This window comes from Marinibaculum pumilum, assembly GCF_042646425.1.
Lineage (GTDB): Bacteria > Pseudomonadota > Alphaproteobacteria > Ferrovibrionales > Ferrovibrionaceae > Marinibaculum > Marinibaculum pumilum.
Genome location: NZ_JBHRTR010000023.1, coordinates 42,221 through 59,522 on the forward strand (window position 1 = coordinate 42,221; position 17,302 = coordinate 59,522).

The 17,302-nt window shown below is 68.8% G+C and carries 13 protein-coding genes; 6 read left to right on the forward strand and 7 right to left on the reverse strand.

The window, feature by feature from the left end:
* Nucleotides 1-45 precede the first annotated feature (45 nt).
* The 4 genes from ACFOGJ_RS09290 to ACFOGJ_RS09305 all read left to right on the forward strand — a co-directional run bounded on the left by ACFOGJ_RS09290 (nt 46) and on the right by ACFOGJ_RS09305 (nt 5,398).
* The gene (locus ACFOGJ_RS09290) at nt 46-888 is read left to right on the forward strand and encodes an SDR family oxidoreductase (protein ID WP_379899591.1); all 843 of its coding nucleotides are present in this window, start codon (nt 46-48) and stop codon (nt 886-888) included.
* A 46-nt stretch (nt 889-934) separates the two neighbouring features.
* The gene (locus tag ACFOGJ_RS09295) at nt 935-3,124 is read left to right on the forward strand and encodes an adenylate/guanylate cyclase domain-containing protein (RefSeq protein WP_379899592.1); all 2,190 of its coding nucleotides are present in this window, start codon (nt 935-937) and stop codon (nt 3,122-3,124) included.
* 181 nt (nt 3,125-3,305) lie between these two features.
* Complete coding sequence (gene gloA, locus ACFOGJ_RS09300) at nt 3,306-3,674, forward strand: lactoylglutathione lyase (protein ID WP_379899876.1); 369 nt, start codon at nt 3,306-3,308, stop codon at nt 3,672-3,674.
* A gap of 8 nt (nt 3,675-3,682) precedes the next feature.
* Entirely contained in the window at nt 3,683-5,398 is a 1,716-nt protein-coding gene (locus tag ACFOGJ_RS09305) for a thiamine pyrophosphate-binding protein (protein WP_379899593.1), read from the forward strand.
* A 23-nt stretch (nt 5,399-5,421) separates the two neighbouring features.
* Here the strand turns inward: ACFOGJ_RS09305 and ACFOGJ_RS09310 are convergent, their stop codons facing one another.
* The 6 genes from ACFOGJ_RS09310 to ACFOGJ_RS09335 form a co-directional block, all read right to left on the reverse strand.
* A complete protein-coding gene (locus ACFOGJ_RS09310; protein ID WP_379899594.1) occupies nt 5,422-6,207 on the reverse strand; it encodes a 2-keto-4-pentenoate hydratase in 786 nt (261 codons plus the stop codon).
* Nucleotides 6,208-6,287: 80 nt separating this feature from the next.
* On the reverse strand, nt 6,288-7,328 hold the full coding sequence (locus ACFOGJ_RS09315) for an oligopeptide/dipeptide ABC transporter ATP-binding protein (protein ID WP_379899595.1): 1,041 nt from the start codon (nt 7,326-7,328) through the stop codon (nt 6,288-6,290).
* Nucleotides 7,325-8,410 carry an ABC transporter ATP-binding protein gene (locus tag ACFOGJ_RS09320; RefSeq protein WP_379899596.1) on the reverse strand — a complete coding sequence of 362 codons (1,086 nt, stop codon included), beginning with the start codon at nt 8,408-8,410 and terminating at the stop codon, nt 7,325-7,327. Before ACFOGJ_RS09320 ends, ACFOGJ_RS09315 begins: the two co-directional genes overlap by 4 nt.
* A 35-nt stretch (nt 8,411-8,445) precedes the next feature.
* Nucleotides 8,446-9,456 (reverse strand): ABC transporter permease, encoded by a 1,011-nt coding sequence (locus tag ACFOGJ_RS09325; RefSeq protein WP_379899597.1) that lies wholly within the window; start codon nt 9,454-9,456, stop codon nt 8,446-8,448.
* Nucleotides 9,456-10,448: an ABC transporter permease gene (locus ACFOGJ_RS09330; protein ID WP_379899598.1), complete on the reverse strand. Its 993-nt coding sequence runs from the start codon at nt 10,446-10,448 to the stop codon at nt 9,456-9,458. The genes ACFOGJ_RS09325 and ACFOGJ_RS09330 overlap by 1 nt, the downstream gene beginning before the upstream one ends.
* A 92-nt stretch (nt 10,449-10,540) precedes the next feature.
* Nucleotides 10,541-12,202 carry an ABC transporter substrate-binding protein gene (locus tag ACFOGJ_RS09335; RefSeq protein ID WP_379899599.1) on the reverse strand — a complete coding sequence of 554 codons (1,662 nt, stop codon included), beginning with the start codon at nt 12,200-12,202 and terminating at the stop codon, nt 10,541-10,543.
* 290 nt (nt 12,203-12,492) lie between these two features.
* Here ACFOGJ_RS09335 and ACFOGJ_RS09340 point away from each other — a divergent pair, with 290 nt between their 5' ends.
* A complete protein-coding gene (locus ACFOGJ_RS09340) occupies nt 12,493-13,230 on the forward strand; it encodes an SDR family NAD(P)-dependent oxidoreductase (protein WP_379899600.1) in 738 nt (245 codons plus the stop codon).
* Between the two features lie 77 nt (nt 13,231-13,307).
* Here ACFOGJ_RS09340 and ACFOGJ_RS09345 read toward each other — a convergent pair whose 3' ends face one another.
* On the reverse strand, nt 13,308-16,442 hold the full coding sequence (locus ACFOGJ_RS09345) for a PAS domain-containing protein (protein WP_379899601.1): 3,135 nt from the start codon (nt 16,440-16,442) through the stop codon (nt 13,308-13,310).
* Nucleotides 16,443-16,669: 227 nt separating this feature from the next.
* On the opposite strand from ACFOGJ_RS09345, the gene ACFOGJ_RS09350 reads away from it, so the two are divergent.
* Nucleotides 16,670-17,296 (forward strand): VOC family protein, encoded by a 627-nt coding sequence (locus ACFOGJ_RS09350; protein WP_379899602.1) that lies wholly within the window; start codon nt 16,670-16,672, stop codon nt 17,294-17,296.
* Nucleotides 17,297-17,302 lie beyond the last annotated feature (6 nt).

A 17,302-nucleotide genomic window follows, 5' to 3' on the forward strand; every position in this document is an offset into this window, starting at 1 on the left:
GGAACATGACCCGAAGGGCAAGCCCGCAATGGAGGAGCAGCTTTCATGACCGACTCACCTTTCCGCTTCGACGGCGCCCATGTCTTTGTCGCCGGCGGGACCAGCGGCATCAACCTCGGCATCGCCCTCGGCTTTGCCCGGGCGGGGGCGAAGGTGGCGGTGATGAGCCGGGACGAGGCCAAGGTCGCCGCCGCGCAGGAGGAGCTGCGGGCCGCCCAGGCGGCCGGCGGCGGCGATGGCGACGCGCTCGGCTTTGCGGCGGATGTCCGCGACTATGCCGCGGTCAGCGGCGCGCTGCAGGCCTCCCATGACGCGTTCGGCGATATCGACGTCCTGGTCAGCGGCGCCGCAGGCAATTTCGTGGCGCCGGCGACCGGCATGTCCTCCAACGGCTTCCGGGTGGTGGTGGAAATCGACCTGATGGGCACCTTCCACGTGATGCGGGCCGCCCACCAGTACCTCACCAAGCCGGGCGCCTCGGTGATCAACATCTCCGCCCCACAGGCCTATGTGCCGATGATGCTGCAGAGCCATGTCTGCGCCGCCAAGGCGGGAATCGACATGCTGACCCGCACCCTGGCGATGGAATGGGCACGCGACGGGATCCGGGTGAACTCCATCTCTCCCGGCCCGATCGCCGATACCGAGGGGATGCGCCGGCTGGCCCCGACGCCGGAAGCGGAGGCCGCCTCGAAGGCCGCCGTGCCGCTGGGCCGCTGGGGCGAGAAATCGGAGATCGCGGGCGTGGCACAGTTCCTGTCCTCGCCGATGGCGGCCTATATCACCGGCGTCATCCTGCCGGTGGACGGCGGCAACGCGATCGGCCCCTACAATCCGAAGGCCCTGGACCAGTTCCAGGAGATGGGCATCGCCGGCCGCAACGGCTGAGCGGGGTGGAGCGTATCCGCGACAGGCGCTGGGTGGCCGGCTTCGCATGACCGGGAAGGAGGACGCCGGCGGTCCCGGCGGGAATGCACGTGCGGCTTCCGGCCGCCGGCTGCACCTGCCGCTCTACGTCAACATCTTCTCGATCTTCCTGGTCCTGGCGATGTTGATCGTCGGCGGTGTGACCTGGTTCATGTACCGCTCCACCGCCGATGCCGCGCTGGAGACGGCGAACGACCTGATCGGCGAGGTCAGCGACAAGGTCGGCCAGCGCACCCGGCGCCTGTTCGGCACCGTCGAGGCGCTGACCGATGCCACCGTGCTGCTGCCCAGCCTCCAGGTGGCGCACGACCCCCGGCGGAACCCGATGCTGCCCTATCTGCGGCAGTTGCTGGACAGTCATCCGACGATCTATTCCGCCCTGCTGGGCTATGCCGACGGGACCGCGCTGCAGGTGATCGCGGTCCGCGGGCCGGAGATGGACGGCCTCCTCGCCACGATGGAGGCGCCGATCGGCACCCGCTTCATCCAGCGGCTGGTCTATCTGCGCGACGATGGCAACCGCCAGCAGGACTGGTCGTTCCTGGATGCCGGGGGGCGGCAGCTTGGCGCGCGCGCAGACGACGGCCCTGCCTTCGATCCGCGCCCGCGGCCCTGGTTCGGGGCTGCATTTGCCGGTTCCGCCCGTTACGTTACCGAGCCCTATACCTTCGCCAGCGTCGACACCCTGGGCATCACCATGTCGCGCCGTTTCGACGGGGAGAAGCCGGGCGTCTTCGGCCTCGATCTGACCCTGGACAGCCTGTCCGACTTCCTGGCGGAACAGACCGTGTCGCCGGAGGCGATCCTGGCGATCATCGATGCGGACGGTCATCTGCTGGCGCATGCGGAGCCGGACCTTGTCCTGCACGATCACGCCAGCCAGGAGTCGGATTCCGATCGCCGGGTGCATGTCTCCCACCTGCGGGACAGGGTGCTCGAACGCATGCACGAGGCCCTTCCGGATGGCGTCATGCGCCGCGATACGCACTTTCGCTTCGACGTCGATGGACGGGAATATCTCGGTACCGCCTCGCCGCTGGACACCACGCCGACGGACGTGAACCTGCTGCTGGTGGCGGCCCCGGTGTCCGATTTCATCGGGCCGATCGAACGGATCCAGCGTGACGCGTTGATTGCCGGCGGTGTTGCCCTGCTGCTGGCACTGCCGATGATCTGGCTGATCTCCCGCCGCATCGCCGCACCGCTGACGGAGCTGGCGGCCGAGGCGTACCGGATCCGCCGGCTCGACCTGGCGCCGGGCAGGGATGTGCATTCGTTCATCCTGGAAATCGACCGACTGGCGCGCTCGATATCGACGATGAAGGGGGCGCTGGGCGTCTTCGTGCGCTACGTGCCGCGCGGCCTGCTGGAAGAGATCATGGCAAGCGCCGCGGGGGCCGAACTGGGCGGCGAACGTCGACCGGTGACGATCATGTTTTCCGACATCACCGGCTTCACCGCGCAGTCGGAAACGATTGAGCCAGAAGAGCTTATGGCGCGGACTTCACTCTATTTCGAGGAAATGACCCGCGCCATATCCGACCATGGCGGGGTGATCGACAAGTTCATAGGCGATGCGGTGATGGCGCTGTGGAACGCGCCCCGGCCGCAGCCGGACCATGTCGCCACCGCCTGCCGCGGCGTGCTCGCCGCCCGCGACCGGCTGGAGCGGTTCAATGCCGACCTGGCCGCGCGCGGCCTGCCGCCGATGCCGACCCGCTTCGGCCTTCACAGCGGCGAATGCGTCGTCGGCAATGTCGGCTCCTCGGACCGGATGAACTACACCGCCATCGGCGCCAACGTGAATCTCGCCGCGCGGCTGGAAGGGCTGGCGGGGCGCTACGGCGCCGGCATCCTGGTTTCCGCCACGGTGCGCGACGCGGTCCTGGCCCATTTCCTCTTCCGCAAGGTGGCGCATGTTCAGCCGAAAGGTGTCGCGGCGCCGCTGCCGGTCTACGAACTGCTGGCGGAACGGGGCGAGGCGATAGCCGAACCGCTGGCCGCATCGCTGGCACTGTGGGAGGAGGCGATGGCGCTGCAGGATGCCGGCGACTACGAAGGCGCGGCGAGGCTGTTCGCCCGGCGGCTGGAAACTGCGCCGCACGATGCCGTTGCGGCCCGGGCCCTGGAGCGGAACCGCCGCCTGGCTGCGAGCGGCGCCGGTTGGGACGGCATCGACCGGTTCGACGAGAAATAGCCGCGCCGGCAGACCTGTAGACAAGGACGGCGCCCCCGAACAGGATGCCGCCATGCAGCCTGCCGGCGGGTCGGCTGTCACATCGGATCGAAGGAGAGAAGTCATGAGCGAGGCAGCAACCGCGCCGGCAACCGGCGGATCTGTTCTGGGCGCGGCCGCTCCGACCCGGCTGCTGCACACGATGATCCGGGTGCGCGACCTCGACGCCTCGCTGGACTTCTATACCCGGATCCTGGGCATGCGCCTGCTGCGCCGGGCGGATTTCGAGGGCGGCCGGTTCAGCCTGGCCTTCGTCGGCTATGGCGAGGAGGAGAACGAGGCGGTCATCGAGCTGACCCACAACTGGGACCAGGAAGAGGATTACGACCTGGGCACGGGCTTCGGCCATCTGGCGCTGGCGGCGGAGGATGTCTATGCCACCTGCGCGGCGATGGAGAAGGCGGGGGTGAAGATCCCGCGTCCTGCCGGGCCGCTGAAAGGGGGGACAAGGGTCATTGCCTTCATCGAGGATCCGGACGGCTACCGCATCGAACTGATCCAGCGCGACTGAGCCGGGGCATGGCCATGAATGAGGGGGCGGCGCCGAACCTGCAGCCGCGGACCGGCGGCCATATCCTGGTCGACCAGCTGCTTCTGCACGGCGTGGAGATGGCGTTCTGCGTCCCCGGGGAAAGCTATCTGGAGGTGCTGGACGGGCTGCACGATGCCGCGGACCGCATCACCCTGGTCAATGCCCGGCACGAGGCCGGCGCCGCCAACATGGCGGAGGCCTATGGCAAGCTGACGGGGAAGCCGGGGATCTGCATGGTCACCCGCGGCCCCGGCGCCTGCCATGCCGCGATCGGCGTGCATACCGCGGCGCAGGATTCCACGCCGATGATCATGCTGGTCGGCCAGGTCGGCCGCGACATGCTCGACCGCGAGGCGTTCCAGGAGATCGACTACCGGCAGATGTTCGGCCATGTCGCCAAATGGGCGGCGCAGATCGACCGCACCGACAGGATCCCCGAATACATCGCCCGCGCCTTCCACACCGCCACCTCCGGCCGGCCGGGGCCGGTCGTGCTGGCGCTGCCGGAAGACATGCTGACCGAGATCGCGGCGGTGCCCGATGCCGCCCCCTATGTCACGGTCGCGGCGGCGCCCCCTGCGGAGGCGCTGGAGCCTGTGCGCGCCCTGCTGCAGGCGGCGGAGCGGCCGATGCTGCTGGTCGGCGGTGCCGGCTGGAGCGACGAGGCCTGCGCGCAGATCCGCCGCTTCGCAGAGGCGAACGGCCTGCCGGCGGCCTGCTCGTTCCGCCGCCAGGACGTGTTCGACAACCGCTCCGACTGCTTCGCCGGGGATCTCGGCACCTCCGGCCCGCCGGCCCTGATCCGGCGCATGAAGGAGGCCGACCTGCTGCTGGTGGTCGGCGCCCGGCTGGGGGAGATGACGACCCAGGGCTATACCGTGCTGGATCCACCGGCACCGCGGCAGAAGCTGATCCATGTCCATGCCAGCGCGGAGGAGCCGGGCCGGGTCTTTGCGCCGGCTGTGGCGATCGCCAGCGCGCCCGCCGCCTTCGCCGCCGCGGTTGCCGATTGCGCCTGGGTGGAGCCGTCGCGCTGGCGCGCCTGGCGGGAGGCGGCGCGCGCCGATTTCCTGGAGGCGATCGCCCCGCCGGCCTATGATGGCGAGCTGGATGCCGGCCGGATCATGGCCGACCTGCGGGAGGTTCTGCCGGCCGATGCGGTGGTCTGCCTGGATGCCGGCAACCATACCGGCTGGCCGCAGCGCTTCCTGCTTTACGGGCGCCCCGGCCGGCAGCTCGGGCCGACCAGCGGCGCCATGGGCTATGCGGTGCCGGCGGCGGTCGCCGCCGCCCTGGCGGCGCCGGAGCGCCTGGTGGTCTGCGGCGTCGGCGATGGCGGCTTCATGATGACCGGGCTGGAAATCGCCACCGCCCTGCAGCATGGCGGCCGGCCCATCGTCCTGCTGTTCAACAACGGCATGTACGGCACCATCCGCATGCACCAGGAGCGCGAGCATCCGACCCGGATCGTCGGCACCGACCTGGCCAATCCCGACTTTGCCGCGCTGGCGCAGGCCATGGGGGCGCATGCCGAGACGGTCACCCGGACGGCGGATTTCCTGCCGGCCTTCGAGCGGGCACGGGCCTCGGGGCGGGCGGCCCTCATCGAACTGGCGATGGACCCGGAGCGGGTCTCCACCCGGCTCTCGCTCTCCGGCGTACGGGAGAAGGCGCTGGCGGCAAAGGCCGGCGGCCTGCCCTGACGGGCGGCCTGACAGCCAGGCGGTCAGACAGGCCGCTTGGCCGTCACCGTCAGGTCGAGTGCCATGACGCCGGGAAACTCTGCACGCGCCGACTGGCCGGCCTTCACCCGATGCACGCCGTTGGTCTGCCCGGTCAGGACGATGTCGCCCGCCTTCAGGCCGATGCCGCGGCCGGCCAGCAGGTTGGCGAGGAAGGCCAGCGCCGCCAGCGGCCCGCCGGGCACCGCCGCCGCGCTGCCTTCGCCGACGGTGGCGCCGTCCACCGTCATGCGGCTGAGCATGTCGGCGGGGGCCTTGTCCTGCCAGCCCTGGATCGCCGGGCCGACGATGGCGCCGCCATTGTTGCCCAGGTCGGCCACGGTGGGGCAGGGGCCGGCATCGCCGTTGCCGGCCACGACGCTGGAAGCGATTTCCACCCCGGCATGCAGCGAGGCGACGGCATCGGCAAGGCTGTCGGGGCTGAACGGCGCCGCGGACGGGTCGAGCGGCCGCGCCAGGCGCAGGACGAACTCGCATTCCAGGGCCGCGAAGCCCGGATAGACCGGCACCTGCAGGCCGCCCTCGGCGCCGGCCTCCTGCACCGAATCCGCGAAGATCGGCCCGGCCAGCCTGTCTGCGCCCAGTGCGTCGCGAAGCGGCGGCAGGATCATCGCCACCTTCCAGCCGGCCACCGCGCGTCCGCTGACCGCGACCGTCCGGTCCTGGATCGCATAGGCGGCGGCGAGATCGGCCGGCGCCTCCCCCGGAAAGGATGCCAGTTCCGTTGCCTTGCGCCGGGCTTCTGCCAGGGCCTTCGCCACCTGATCCACGCCTGTTCCTCCCTCGGCCGTCAGTCGATGCCGCGGCAGGCTAGCGGCAAACCGCCTGCGGGTCGCCCCCGAATACGGCGCTACCGCCGGCCGGCGCTCAGCAGGCGTTCGGTCTCCGCCTGGAACTCGTCGAAATAGTCCAGGGCGGCGCGCCCCTCCAGGGCGGTGCGGTGGTGGAAGCAGCAGACCGAATGCCCGCCGCCGATCGGGTCCGGCGGCGGCATCTCGTTGCGGCAGCGGTCGTCGACGAAGGGGCAGCGGCCGGCCAGATAGCAGCCCTTCGGCAGGTCGATCGGGCTGGGAATCTCGCCCTTCAGGTCGACCTCCGACACCCGCTTCAGCTTCGGGTTCGGCAGCAGGACCGAGGAGAGCAGGCCGACGGAATAGGGATGCCGCGGATGACTGAACAGCTCCGCCGAGGCGCCCTGCTCGACGATCATGCCGAGATACATCACCGCCACCCGGTGGCTGACATAGCGCACCGTCGACAGGTCGTGGGAGATGAACAGATAGGCGGTGTCCAGCTCCTTCTGAAGGCGGATCAGAAGGTCGATGATCTCCGCCCGTGCCGTCGGATCCAGGGCGGAGGTGGGTTCGTCCATCACGATCAGCGCCGGGTCGGTGATCATCGCCCGGGCGATGCCGACCCGCTGCTGCTGGCCGGCGCTGAGTTCCGCCGGGAACTGGTCCAGGGTGCTGTCCCGCAGGCCCACCCGGGCGGCGACTTCGGCCACCTTGCGCTTCCGGTTCTCCCGCCCCATGCCCATGGAGCGCAGCGGCTCGGCGATCGTCTCGGCGACGCGAATGCGCGGATCCAGGCTCTCCGCCGGCTCCTGGAAGACCAGCTGCATCCGCCCACGCAAATCGCGGGAGCGGATGTTGCGGCGGCGGTCGACGGGGGTGCCCTCGAAACTGATATGGCCGGCGGTCTGCGGGATCAGGCCCAGGACGCAGCGGCCGACCGTGGTCTTGCCCGAACCCGATTCGCCCACCAGGGCCAGGGTCTCGCCACGCGCGACCTCAAGGTTCACGCCGTTGACCGCCCGCACCACGCTGCGGCTGCCGCCGATCGGGAAATGCTTCACCAGGCCTTCGACCTGCAGGACGGGGGTGGTGCTCATTGCCCGGCCTCCCCCGCGTCGGAGGGGACACCGCCGGTTTCGCCGTCGTCGCGCAGCACCGGGAAGTGGCACCGCACCCGGTGGCCCGGTGCCAGTTCCCGCAGCTGTGGACGCACCCGGCTGCACTCCGCCTCCGCATGCACGCAGCGGGGGGCATATTCGCACCCCGTCGCGACATGGCTGGGGGCGTTGGAGGCGAGCGGCTTGTGCCATTTCTCCCGCAGCCGGGGATTGTGGGCGAAGGCCGCCAGCAGCATCACCGAATAGGGATGCATCGGGTTCTCGAAGAAGCTGAGGGTCGGCGCTTCCTCGACGATCTCCCCGGCATAGATCACCGCGACCCGGTCGCAGAAATGCGCCGTGATGCCGATGTCGCGGGTGATGAACATCATCGCCGCGCCCTGGTCGCGGACCAGCCGGCGCAGCAGTTCCAGCACCTGCGCCTGTACCGTCACGTCCAGGCCCGAAGTTGCATCGTCGGAGATCAGGAATTTCGGCGAGCAGACCAGCGCGATCGCCATCACCACCCGCTGCGCCATGCCGCCCGACAGTTCGTGCGGATAGGCCCTGAAGCGACGGGCCGGGTCGGGGATCTGCACCGCCTTCAGCATGTCCATCGCCATCTCGTCAGCCTCGGCGCGGCCGATCTTCAGATGCGCGCGGGCGACATTGGCAATCTGCCGGCCGACCGTGACCAGCGGGTCGAGCTCGCTGCGCGGGTTGGGGATCACCATGGCGATGTCGCGGCCGCGGATCGCGCGCAGCTCGTCTTCGCTGGCGGCGCGCATGTCGCGGCCATCGAACGTGACCGCGCCACCGTCGATGCGCCCCGGACGCACCAGCAGGCCCATGATCGCGCGGGCCAGGCTGGTCTTGCCGGAGCCGGATTCCCCCACCAGGCCGACGATCTCGCCCGGGGCGATCTGCAGGTCCAGTTCATGCACCGCGCGCACCGGCTTCGCCGCATAGACCGGGTAGCTGACCTTCAGTCCCTGCACCGACAGGATGGGCGGGCTCCCGCCTTCTGTCGTCCGGTTCTGGTCTGCCGCTGCGGCGGTGCTTTCGGGGCCGGCCATACTCATCTCGGTCGCTGCATCCTGTGACTCAATCCTGCTTCCTAGTCCCGGATCCGGGGGTCGATGGTGAAATAGATCAGGTCGACCAGCAGGTAGATCACCAGCGACAGGATCGCGGAGAACAGCACGAAGCCCAGCACCGGGTTGATGTCGGCGTTGAGGACGCCCTGCACGGCGTACTGGCCGGCGCCGCCCCAGGAGAAGACGATCTCCACCAGCACCGCGCCGCCGATCAGGAAGCCGTAGAGCACGCTGACGATGGTGACGACCGAGGGCAGGGAGTTGCGGAACGCCTGCCGGATCACCTGGCCTTCGGGCAGGCCGCACATCTCCGCATAGCGGACGAAGTCGGATTCCAGCATCCGTTCCATGGTCGACTGGGTCATCTTCAGGATCGGCCCGGCATTGATCACGCCCAGTGTGATCACCGGCAGCATCAGATGGCCCAGCGCCGACCAGAGCGCCGCCCAGTTGCCGTCCAGGATGCTGTCGATGATGACGAAGTTCGTCACCGGCGGCGGTGCCAGGACCGCGATCCCCATGCGGCCCAGCGGCGGCGGCGCCCAGTTCAGCAGGGTGTAGAAGAAGTAGATCAGCACCAGCCCCAGCCAGAAGTCGGGCAGGGCGCCGGCCAGCAGGCCGTAATAGTCGGAAAACTTTTTTACTACCGAGCGCTTGAAGTAGGCCGCGGCGACGCCGAGCGGGATGCCGATCAGCAGCGCCAGCAGCAGCGACAGGGTGATCAGCTCCAGGGTCGCGGGGAAGCGCTGCAGCAGGTCCTCCAGCACCGGCCGGGTGGTCTGCCAGGAGGTGCCGAGGTCGCCCTCGAACAGGCCGGTCAGGTAGATCCAGAACTGGTCCAGGATGGTGCCGTCCAGGCCGAGCTGGCTGCGCATGCTGGCCAGCTGTTCGTCGCTGGCGAAGGGGCCCAGCATCAGCACTGCGGGGTCGCCGGGGATCATCTTCACCAGCAGGAAGCTGACCAGGATGATGCCCAGCAGCTGCGGCAGGATGAAGATCAGGCGCTTGCCGATATAGCGGGCGATGCGCATCAGGCGGCCTCCGCGGGGGCGGCCCGCCGTTCCATGCTGCCGGCCAGGGCCCGGCGCCGGGCCGGGTCGGCCAGGATCTCCACGCTGGCGCCGACCAGGGCGAAGCCGAAGACGGTCAGGGCCAGCGCGATGCCGGGAAAGACCGACGGCCACCACTGCCCGGTGATGATGTTCTGGAAGCCCATGGCGATCATGCTGCCCCATTCCGGGGTCGGCGCCTCCACTCCCGCGCCGACGAAGCTGAGCGCCGCGGTGAGCAGGACCGACCAGCCGATATTCACCGACAGCTGGCTCAGGATCGGCGCCATGGCGTTCGGGATGATGTGGCGGATCATGATCGACAGGTCCGAGGCGCCGGAGACATAGGCCGCCTCCACGAAGCGCATGTTGCGGATCGAGAGGACCTGGCTGCGCATCAGCCGCAGGTAGATCGGCGCATTCACGAAGGCGATGGCGGCGATGATGCTCTGCAGGCTCTGGCCGAAGATCGCGACCAGGGCGATCGCGAAGACGAAGACGGGAAAGGCCTGCAGCACGTCGGCGGAGCGCATCACGAAGCCGGCGCCGAAGCTGCGTACCCCGCCCAGCTGCTGGTAGTAGCCGACGACGGTGCCGATGAAGGTGCCGATCACGGCGGAGAGCAGGGTGCCCACGATGGCGATCGTCAGGTCGACCCGCGGCGCATAGATCAGCCGGCTCAGCACATCCATGCCGGTGGCATCGGTGCCCAGCCAGTGGTTCCAGCTGGGCGGCTGCAGATAGTCCTCAGGGTTCGCCGTCTCCGGCGGGTAGGGGGCGATCCAGGGGGCGAAGACCGCCATCAGGACGACGGCGATGACGATCACATAGCCCAGCGCGAACATCGGCCGGGTACGGAGGAATGCCAGCAGGAAGCGCATCCCGAAGGCGAAGGAGCCGCCGGTCTTCCTGCCCGCGCCTTCCGGTGCGGCTCCTGGCGGCGGTACGGCGGGGATTCCCGCGGACTCGACCATGCTACGGATTCACTTTGCGCCTGTTAGATGGTGGGAGGTTCGACGGGCTACCGGCCGGGGGCGGACATTGCCCCCGGCCGGCGCGCCGACGGTCAGGCGTCGCGATAGAAGTCCTGGAAGCGGATGTTGTTGGAGGTGTAGTAGGTCCAGCCCTTGAGGTCTTCGCGCCGTGCCATCGAATAGTTGGTGAAGGCGACGAAGACCCAGGGGGCCTCCTTCATCACGATCTTCTGGACCTCGTCCATCATCTCCAGCCGGGCATCGTTGTCGGCGGTGCGCGCGGCGGCATCGATCAGCTCGTCCACCTTCGCGTTCGTGTAGTTGCTGTAGTTCACGAACGACTTGGAGTGGAAGTACAGGTTCATCGAGTAGCCGGGATCCGGGCACCACGGGCTGTCGTAGTAGAAGATCATCGGCTGCTCGCGCTGCGAGACGAAGTTGTAGAAGGTCGCCGCCGGCACCTTCCGGAGCTGCAGGTCGACGCCGATCTCCTTCAGCGCCGACTGGTACAGGATCGCCGTCGGCTCCTGCACCGGGTCGCCGGCATTGTAGGACAGCACCGTCTTGAAGCCGTCGGCCATGCCGGCCTTCTTCAGCAGCTCCTTCGCCTGGGCGAGGTCCTGCTTGTGGAACTCGTAGTACTTCTCGTTGAAGCCCGGATAGAAGGCGGGCAGGGCGCCGTTGAGGGGCTGCGCCAGGTCCTGGAAGACCGTCTTCAGCACCTGCTCCTGCGGGAAGGCGAAGTTCATCGCGCGGCGCACGTCGACATTGTCGAACGGCTTGATCTTCGCGTTCAGCTCGATCCACAGCATGAAGGTGGCGGGGATCGTGTCGACCGCCACGCCGGGCGCCTTCGACAGCCGGATCAGCTCCAGCGGCTGCAGGTACTGGGCGATGTCGACCGCGCCGCCCTGCAGCAGCTGCGCCCGGTTGGCCGACGTCGGCACCTCCTTCATGATCACCGTGTGCATGTAGGGCTTGCCGCGGTAATAGTCGTCGCGCGCCTCGAACACGCATTGCTGGCCGCGGACCAGCTGCGTGATCTGGTAGGGGCCGAAGCCGGCGGTGTTGTTCTCCAGGAACTTCTTCGCCCAGGGATCGTCGTCGGTCGCCATCTCCTTGCACTTCACCGAATCGTAGATCGGGCTGTACAGGTTCGGCTGGATCTTCAGCAGCAGCGGGTTCGGATTGTCGAGGGTCAGGGAGACGACGTACTTGCCCTCGGCCTTGATCTGGTCCGGCCGAATGAAGCTGATGGTATTGGCGAAGAAGGCGCCGATCGCCTCCAGCCCGAGCTTGCGGTGCCAGGTCCAGACCACGTCCTCGGCGGTCAGCTCGTTGCCCCAGTTGCTCTTCACGCCTTCGCGCAGTTTGAACTTGATCCAGCTGGAATCCGGCGCGATCTCCCAGCTTTCCGCCAGCTTGCCGACCATGTTCACCCGGCCGGGCTTGTCGGGATAGTCGGCAATATCCTCGCGCTGCGCGTCGGGGTCGGCCGGCGCCGGAATCTTGGCGAACTCCACCAGGCTGTCATAGCAGGCGGCGATCGCCTCGAAGGTGCCGAGCGAGACGTCGAACTCGCTGTCCAGGCTCTGCGGCGTTGCCGGGGAGGCGATGACCAGGGTGTGCGGCGGCGAGGCGGCAAAGGCGTTCCGGGCACCCATCGGGCCGGGCAGGAAGGCGCCCAGGGTGCCGCCGAAAGCGGCCAGGCCGCCAGCCGCGGCACTGCCCTTCAGCAGGGTCCGCCGGTCCATCGAAAATGCGGACGGAAGGATGAGATTCTTGTCTTTCATGGTTGCCCCCGTTGTTCGGCGGGCGTGCCACAGGATTCGCAGCGCCCGCTCTGAAGCCACACGCCCCGGGATCCCGGCCTGGCTGCCGCCAGGCCCCGGGTCGCCGTCTGCCGTAACCCCCGCGAGTTTCTTGTACTGAAAATTTTTTGCTTGCCCGCAGCTTACCCCGATATTCCTAATGCAGGCGAGTCCGGATTCGCATAGGCATGCAACGGGCACCGCATCGAGGCTTCTGGGAGAGGGGAGAAGGCATGTTCAGGTTGGACGGCAAGGTCGCTCTGGTAACGGGCGCGGGCAGCGGAATCGGCGAGGCGGTGACGCGCACCTTCGTCGGCGCCGGCGCCAAGGTGGCGCTGGTGGACCTCAACCTCGAGGCGGCGCAGGCGCTGGCGGGCGAACTGGGCGATGCGGCCTATGCGGTCCAGGCCGATGCCGCGGACGAGGCGCAGATCACCGACGCCTTTGCCAAGGTGAAGGGGCATTTCGGCCCGGTCGACATCCTGTTCGCCAATGCCGGCATCGATTTCACCAGCCCGGTGGCGGAGATGTCGGTGGAACAGTGGGACCGGATGATCCACGTCAATCTGCGCAGCGTGTTCCTGGCGTCGAAGCTGGCGATTCCGGACATGAAGGCGAAGGGTTGGGGCCGGATCATCTGCACCTCGTCGCAGCTGGCGCATAAGGGCGCGCCAACGATGGCGCATTACTGCGCGGCCAAGGCCGGGGTGCTGGGCTTCGTGAAGAGCCTGGCCTACGAGGTCGCCCGCGACGGCATCTCGGTGAATGCGCTCTGTCCGGGGCCGATCAACACCCCGCTGCTGCGCTCCATCCCGCAGGACTGGCTGGAGATGAAGAAGGGCGAACTGCCCGCCGGCCGCTTCGGCGAGGTGGGCGAGGTGGCGCCGGCGGTGCTGCTCCTGGCCTCCGACGAAGGGTCCTATTTCTGCGGCGCCAGCATGAATATGAACGGCGGCGACTACATGCTCTGAAAATAGACGCTCTGACCGGCAGCCCCGGCGGTGCCGGGGCACGGGAGCTCCGCCGCCCGGGCCGGGTGGCGGCAGCCTCAGTCCGGCAGGGCAGCCAGCAGGGCGGCTGACAGGCGCCTCTCGTCATAGGGCTTGACCAGCAGCACCGGGGCTGGGGCGGGCATGTCGGCGACCTCCGCCGGCATCTCGTCCCGGCCGGTCGCGAAGACGATGCCGGTCCGCGGATGGCGGCGGCGGACCTCGACCGCAAGCTCGCCGCCCGGCCGGTCCGGCAGCCCGACATCGGCGAACAGCAGGTCGACCGGGCCGTCGCTGTCCAGCGCCGCCAGGGCGGCACCGGCATCGCCGGCCTCCACCACCTGGTGGCCGAGATCGGCGAGCATGTCCGCCGTCGACCAGCGGATCATGGCATCGTCCTCCACCAGCAGGATCCGCAGGCCGGCCGCAGGCGCGGCGGGGATATCGGCGCCGTCCACTCGCCCTTCTGCGGCCCGGACCTCGACCGGCTGCCGGCCCACGCTGTGGGCATCCGCCGTTCCGCTGTTGCGCCGCAGCACCTCGCGGATCTTGTGGGCCAGGTCCTCGCGCGCATAGGGCTTGCTCAGCAGCTCGACGTCGCGGTCCAACCTGCCGCCATGGACGATCGCGTTCTCGGTATAGCCGGAGGTGAACAGAACGGCGATTCCCGGCAGCAGGGCCTTTGCCTTGCGGGCCAGCTCGGTGCTGCGCAGGGGGCCGGGCATCACGACATCGGTGAACAGCAGGTCGATCGCCGCGCCGCTCTCGATGACGATCAGGGCGCTCTGCGCGTCCTTCGCCATCAGCACCCGGTAGCCGAGGTCGGACAGCATGTCGACCACCGTGGTGCGGACATTCTCGTCATCCTCCACCACCAGGATCGTCTCGCTGCCGCCGGTCACCGGCCCGCGGTCGCGGGGCGCCGGCGCATCCTCGGCCTGGTCGCTGCGCGGCAGGTAGATCCGCACCGTCGTGCCTTCGCCGGGTTCGCTGTAGATCTTCACATGGCCGTCCGACTGCCGCACGAAGCCGTAGACCTGGCTCAGGCCGAGCCCGGTCCCCTGGCCCTCGGGTTTCGTGGTGAAGAACGGCTCGAAGGCCTGGTCCAGCACCTCGGCGGCCATGCCGCGGCCGGTATCGGTGACGGCCAGCATCACGTACTGGCCGGGCGTCACGTCATGGCGGCTGGCATAGCCTTCGTCCAGATAGGCATTGCCGGCTTCCAGGGTCAGCCGGCCATGACCGTCCATCGCGTCGCGGGCGTTGATCGCCAGGTTCAGCAGCGCGTTCTCCACCTGGGTCGGGTCCGCCAGCGTGTTCCACAGGCCGCCGGCAAGAACCGTCTCCAGTTCGACCCCTTCGCCCAGGGCGCGGCGCAGCATGTCGTCCAGCCGCGCGATCAGGCGGCCGGCATTGATCACCTTCGGCGCCAGCGGTTGCCGCCGGCCGAAGGCCAGCAGCTGCGCCGCCAGCTTGGAGCCGCGCGCGACGCCGGCCAGCGCGTTCTGCAGCCGCTCCTCCGCCTTCTCCCGGCCGGCGACGTCCTTGGACAGCAGCTGCAGGTTGCCCGCGATCACCTGCAGCAGGTTGTTGAAATCGTGCGCGATGCCGCCGGTCAGCTTGCCGACCGCTTCCATCTTCTGGGCATGGTGCAGGGCCTCCTCGCTCTCGCGCAGTTCCGCGGTGCGGGCCGCGACCTGCTCCTCGAGGGTGGCGTTCAGCGCCTGCAGCGCGTTCTCCGCCTCCCGGCGCTGTGCGATCTGGCGCTCCGCGGCCTGGAACAGGCGCGCATTGTCGATCGCCACAGCCGCCTGCGCCGCAAGGCCCAGCACCAGCCGTTCGGAGCGGTCGCTGAACATGCCCGGCTCCGGATGGCCGAAGAACAGTCCGCCGATGACGTCGCCGGAGCGGGACTTCACCGGCACCGCAAGATAGCTGCGCACCGGCAGATGCCCCGCCGGCAGGCCGTGATGCGGACCGCTGCGGCCGTAGCGCGGATCGACCAGCACGTCGGCGCAGCGCACCACCTCCTCGCCGCGATAGGTGGGGCCGAAAAGCTCGGTGGCGCGCGGCATCGGGAAGCCCTCGAACGCCTCGGCCGGTGCGCCCGACAGGGCATAGAGGGTATAGGCGGCGCCGATCTCCGCCTCGACATTGTAGAAGAAGGCGCCGTAGCGGGCGCCCGACAGCTCGACCCCGGCATCGGTGATCTTGGTCACCAGCCGGTCGAGGTCGAGTTCGGCGGCAACCTCCGCGCCGGTGCGGTTCAGCACTTCCAGGGCGCGGGTCTCCGCCCGACGCGCCGCCTCCGCCTGTTTCTGGCGGGTCAGGTCATGGCCCTGCACGAAGATGCCGGAGATCTGTCCGGCGCCGTCGCGGATCGGCTGGTAGACGAAATCCAGGAAATGCTCCTGGGGCGGGCCGCCGCCGGGATCCTCCAGCAGGATCCGCTCGGCCTGCCCGACATAGGGCCGGCCGGTGGCATAGACCTGGTCCAGCAGCCGCACGAAGCCCTGGCGCTCCACTTCCGGCAGCACCTCCGCCACCGACCGGCCCAGCAGCTGGCGCGGACCGACCAGCCGGGCATAGGAGTCGTTGGCCAGGGTATAGACATGCTCCGGCCCTTCCAGGACCGCCATGAAGCTGGGCGCCTGCTGGAACAGCTGGCGCAGCTGGTCGCGCTCCTGCGCCAGGGCGCGGCTGGTCTCCTCGATGCGCTGCGCATGCCGCAGCACCGAGCCCTCGACCTGGGTGGTGACGGCGCTGTGCCGCGGCGCGCGGGCCGCCAGGCCGCGCAGGACCTGCAGCTCGGTGACGTCGACGGTGTGCTGCAGGATCAGCCGCACCGCGCCGTCATCGCCCAGCAGCGGCGTATGGGTGGCACTCCAGAATCGCTCGTCGAAGCCGCCGTCGGGGCGCGGGATCGCATAATGGATCAGCGGGATCTGGTCGGCCGAGCGGGTCTGCACCACCCGCTCCAGCGAGGTGCGGAGCTGCCGGTGGCTTTCCGAAGCCGGGTCGCTGGGAAAGGCCTCGAACATGTTGCGGCCGACCAGTTCATCCCGGGTCCGCATGGTGACCTGCAGATAGGCCTGGTTCATCCAGACCAGCCGGAAGGAGGCGTCCATCAGCACGTAGGGATTGGGGGCCGCCTCGAACAGGATGTCGAAGGCGATGTCGTCGGTCTGAATCACGGTGCGGGATTTCGCATCAGGCTGGGGCAGGGCATGCTCGGGCGGCGGCGGCGTCCGGTGGCGGGAATGACCGCCTGTGATAGCCGGGCGGAAGGCAAAACCAAAGATCTTCCGCGACGCGCGCGACCGCCGCCCCGGCCCAGGCTATACTTTCCGACCAGGATACACTTGTCGCACCGGCGGGGCGACCATGCGGGACGCCGGACAAGAAGAGGGGAGTTGCAGCGATGCGTGAAGGTGTTCGGCGGATGGCGCGGGCCGCCGCGATACTGGCGGTCCTGTGCGGGGGCGCAAGCCTGGTGGCGGCAGACGACGCCAGGGCCCAGGGTATCCCGGGCATGCGCGGGCATGACCATACCGGCATCACGGTGCCTGACATGGCGCAGGCGGTGACCTTCTTCACCGAGGTCCTGGGCTGCGCCAAGGCGATGTCATTCGGGCCGTTCCGCGACGATACCGGCAGCTTCATGCAGGACCTGCTCGGTGTGCATCCCCGCGCGGTGATTGAGGAGATCACCCTGCTGCGCTGCGGCTTCGGCTCCAATATCGAGCTGTTCAAGTACACCGCGCCGGACCAGGTCGACGCCACGCCGCGCAACAGCGATATCGGCGGCTATCACATCGCCTTCTATGTCGACGACGTGGCCGCCGCAAAGGCCTATCTGGAGGGCAAGGGTGTCGCCACCCGGCTCGGCCCGCTGCCGGTGGAGCAGGGGCCGGCCGCCGGCCAGACGATCATGTATTTCCAGGCGCCCTGGGGCCTGCAGTTCGAGGCGATCAGCTATCCGGACGGCATGGCCTACGAGAAGGAGGCGGAAACCATCCTCTGGTCGCCGAAGGCACCGGCGGAGTAGGGATCA

Coding starts and splice junctions, on each gene's coding strand:
- ACFOGJ_RS09290 (WP_379899591.1), top strand. CDS start 46: ATGACCGACTCACCTTTCCGCTTCGACGGCGCCCATGTCTTTGTCGCC.
- ACFOGJ_RS09295 (WP_379899592.1), top strand. CDS start 935: ATGACCGGGAAGGAGGACGCCGGCGGTCCCGGCGGGAATGCACGTGCG.
- gloA (WP_379899876.1), top strand. CDS start 3,306: ATGATCCGGGTGCGCGACCTCGACGCCTCGCTGGACTTCTATACCCGG.
- ACFOGJ_RS09305 (WP_379899593.1), top strand. CDS start 3,683: ATGGCCATGAATGAGGGGGCGGCGCCGAACCTGCAGCCGCGGACCGGC.
- ACFOGJ_RS09315 (WP_379899595.1), bottom strand. CDS start 7,328: ATGAGCACCACCCCCGTCCTGCAGGTCGAAGGCCTGGTGAAGCATTTC.
- ACFOGJ_RS09320 (WP_379899596.1), bottom strand. CDS start 8,410: ATGAGTATGGCCGGCCCCGAAAGCACCGCCGCAGCGGCAGACCAGAAC.
- ACFOGJ_RS09325 (WP_379899597.1), bottom strand. CDS start 9,456: ATGCGCATCGCCCGCTATATCGGCAAGCGCCTGATCTTCATCCTGCCG.
- ACFOGJ_RS09330 (WP_379899598.1), bottom strand. CDS start 10,448: ATGGTCGAGTCCGCGGGAATCCCCGCCGTACCGCCGCCAGGAGCCGCA.
- ACFOGJ_RS09335 (WP_379899599.1), bottom strand. CDS start 12,202: ATGGACCGGCGGACCCTGCTGAAGGGCAGTGCCGCGGCTGGCGGCCTG.
- ACFOGJ_RS09340 (WP_379899600.1), top strand. CDS start 12,493: ATGTTCAGGTTGGACGGCAAGGTCGCTCTGGTAACGGGCGCGGGCAGC.
- ACFOGJ_RS09350 (WP_379899602.1), top strand. CDS start 16,670: ATGCGTGAAGGTGTTCGGCGGATGGCGCGGGCCGCCGCGATACTGGCG.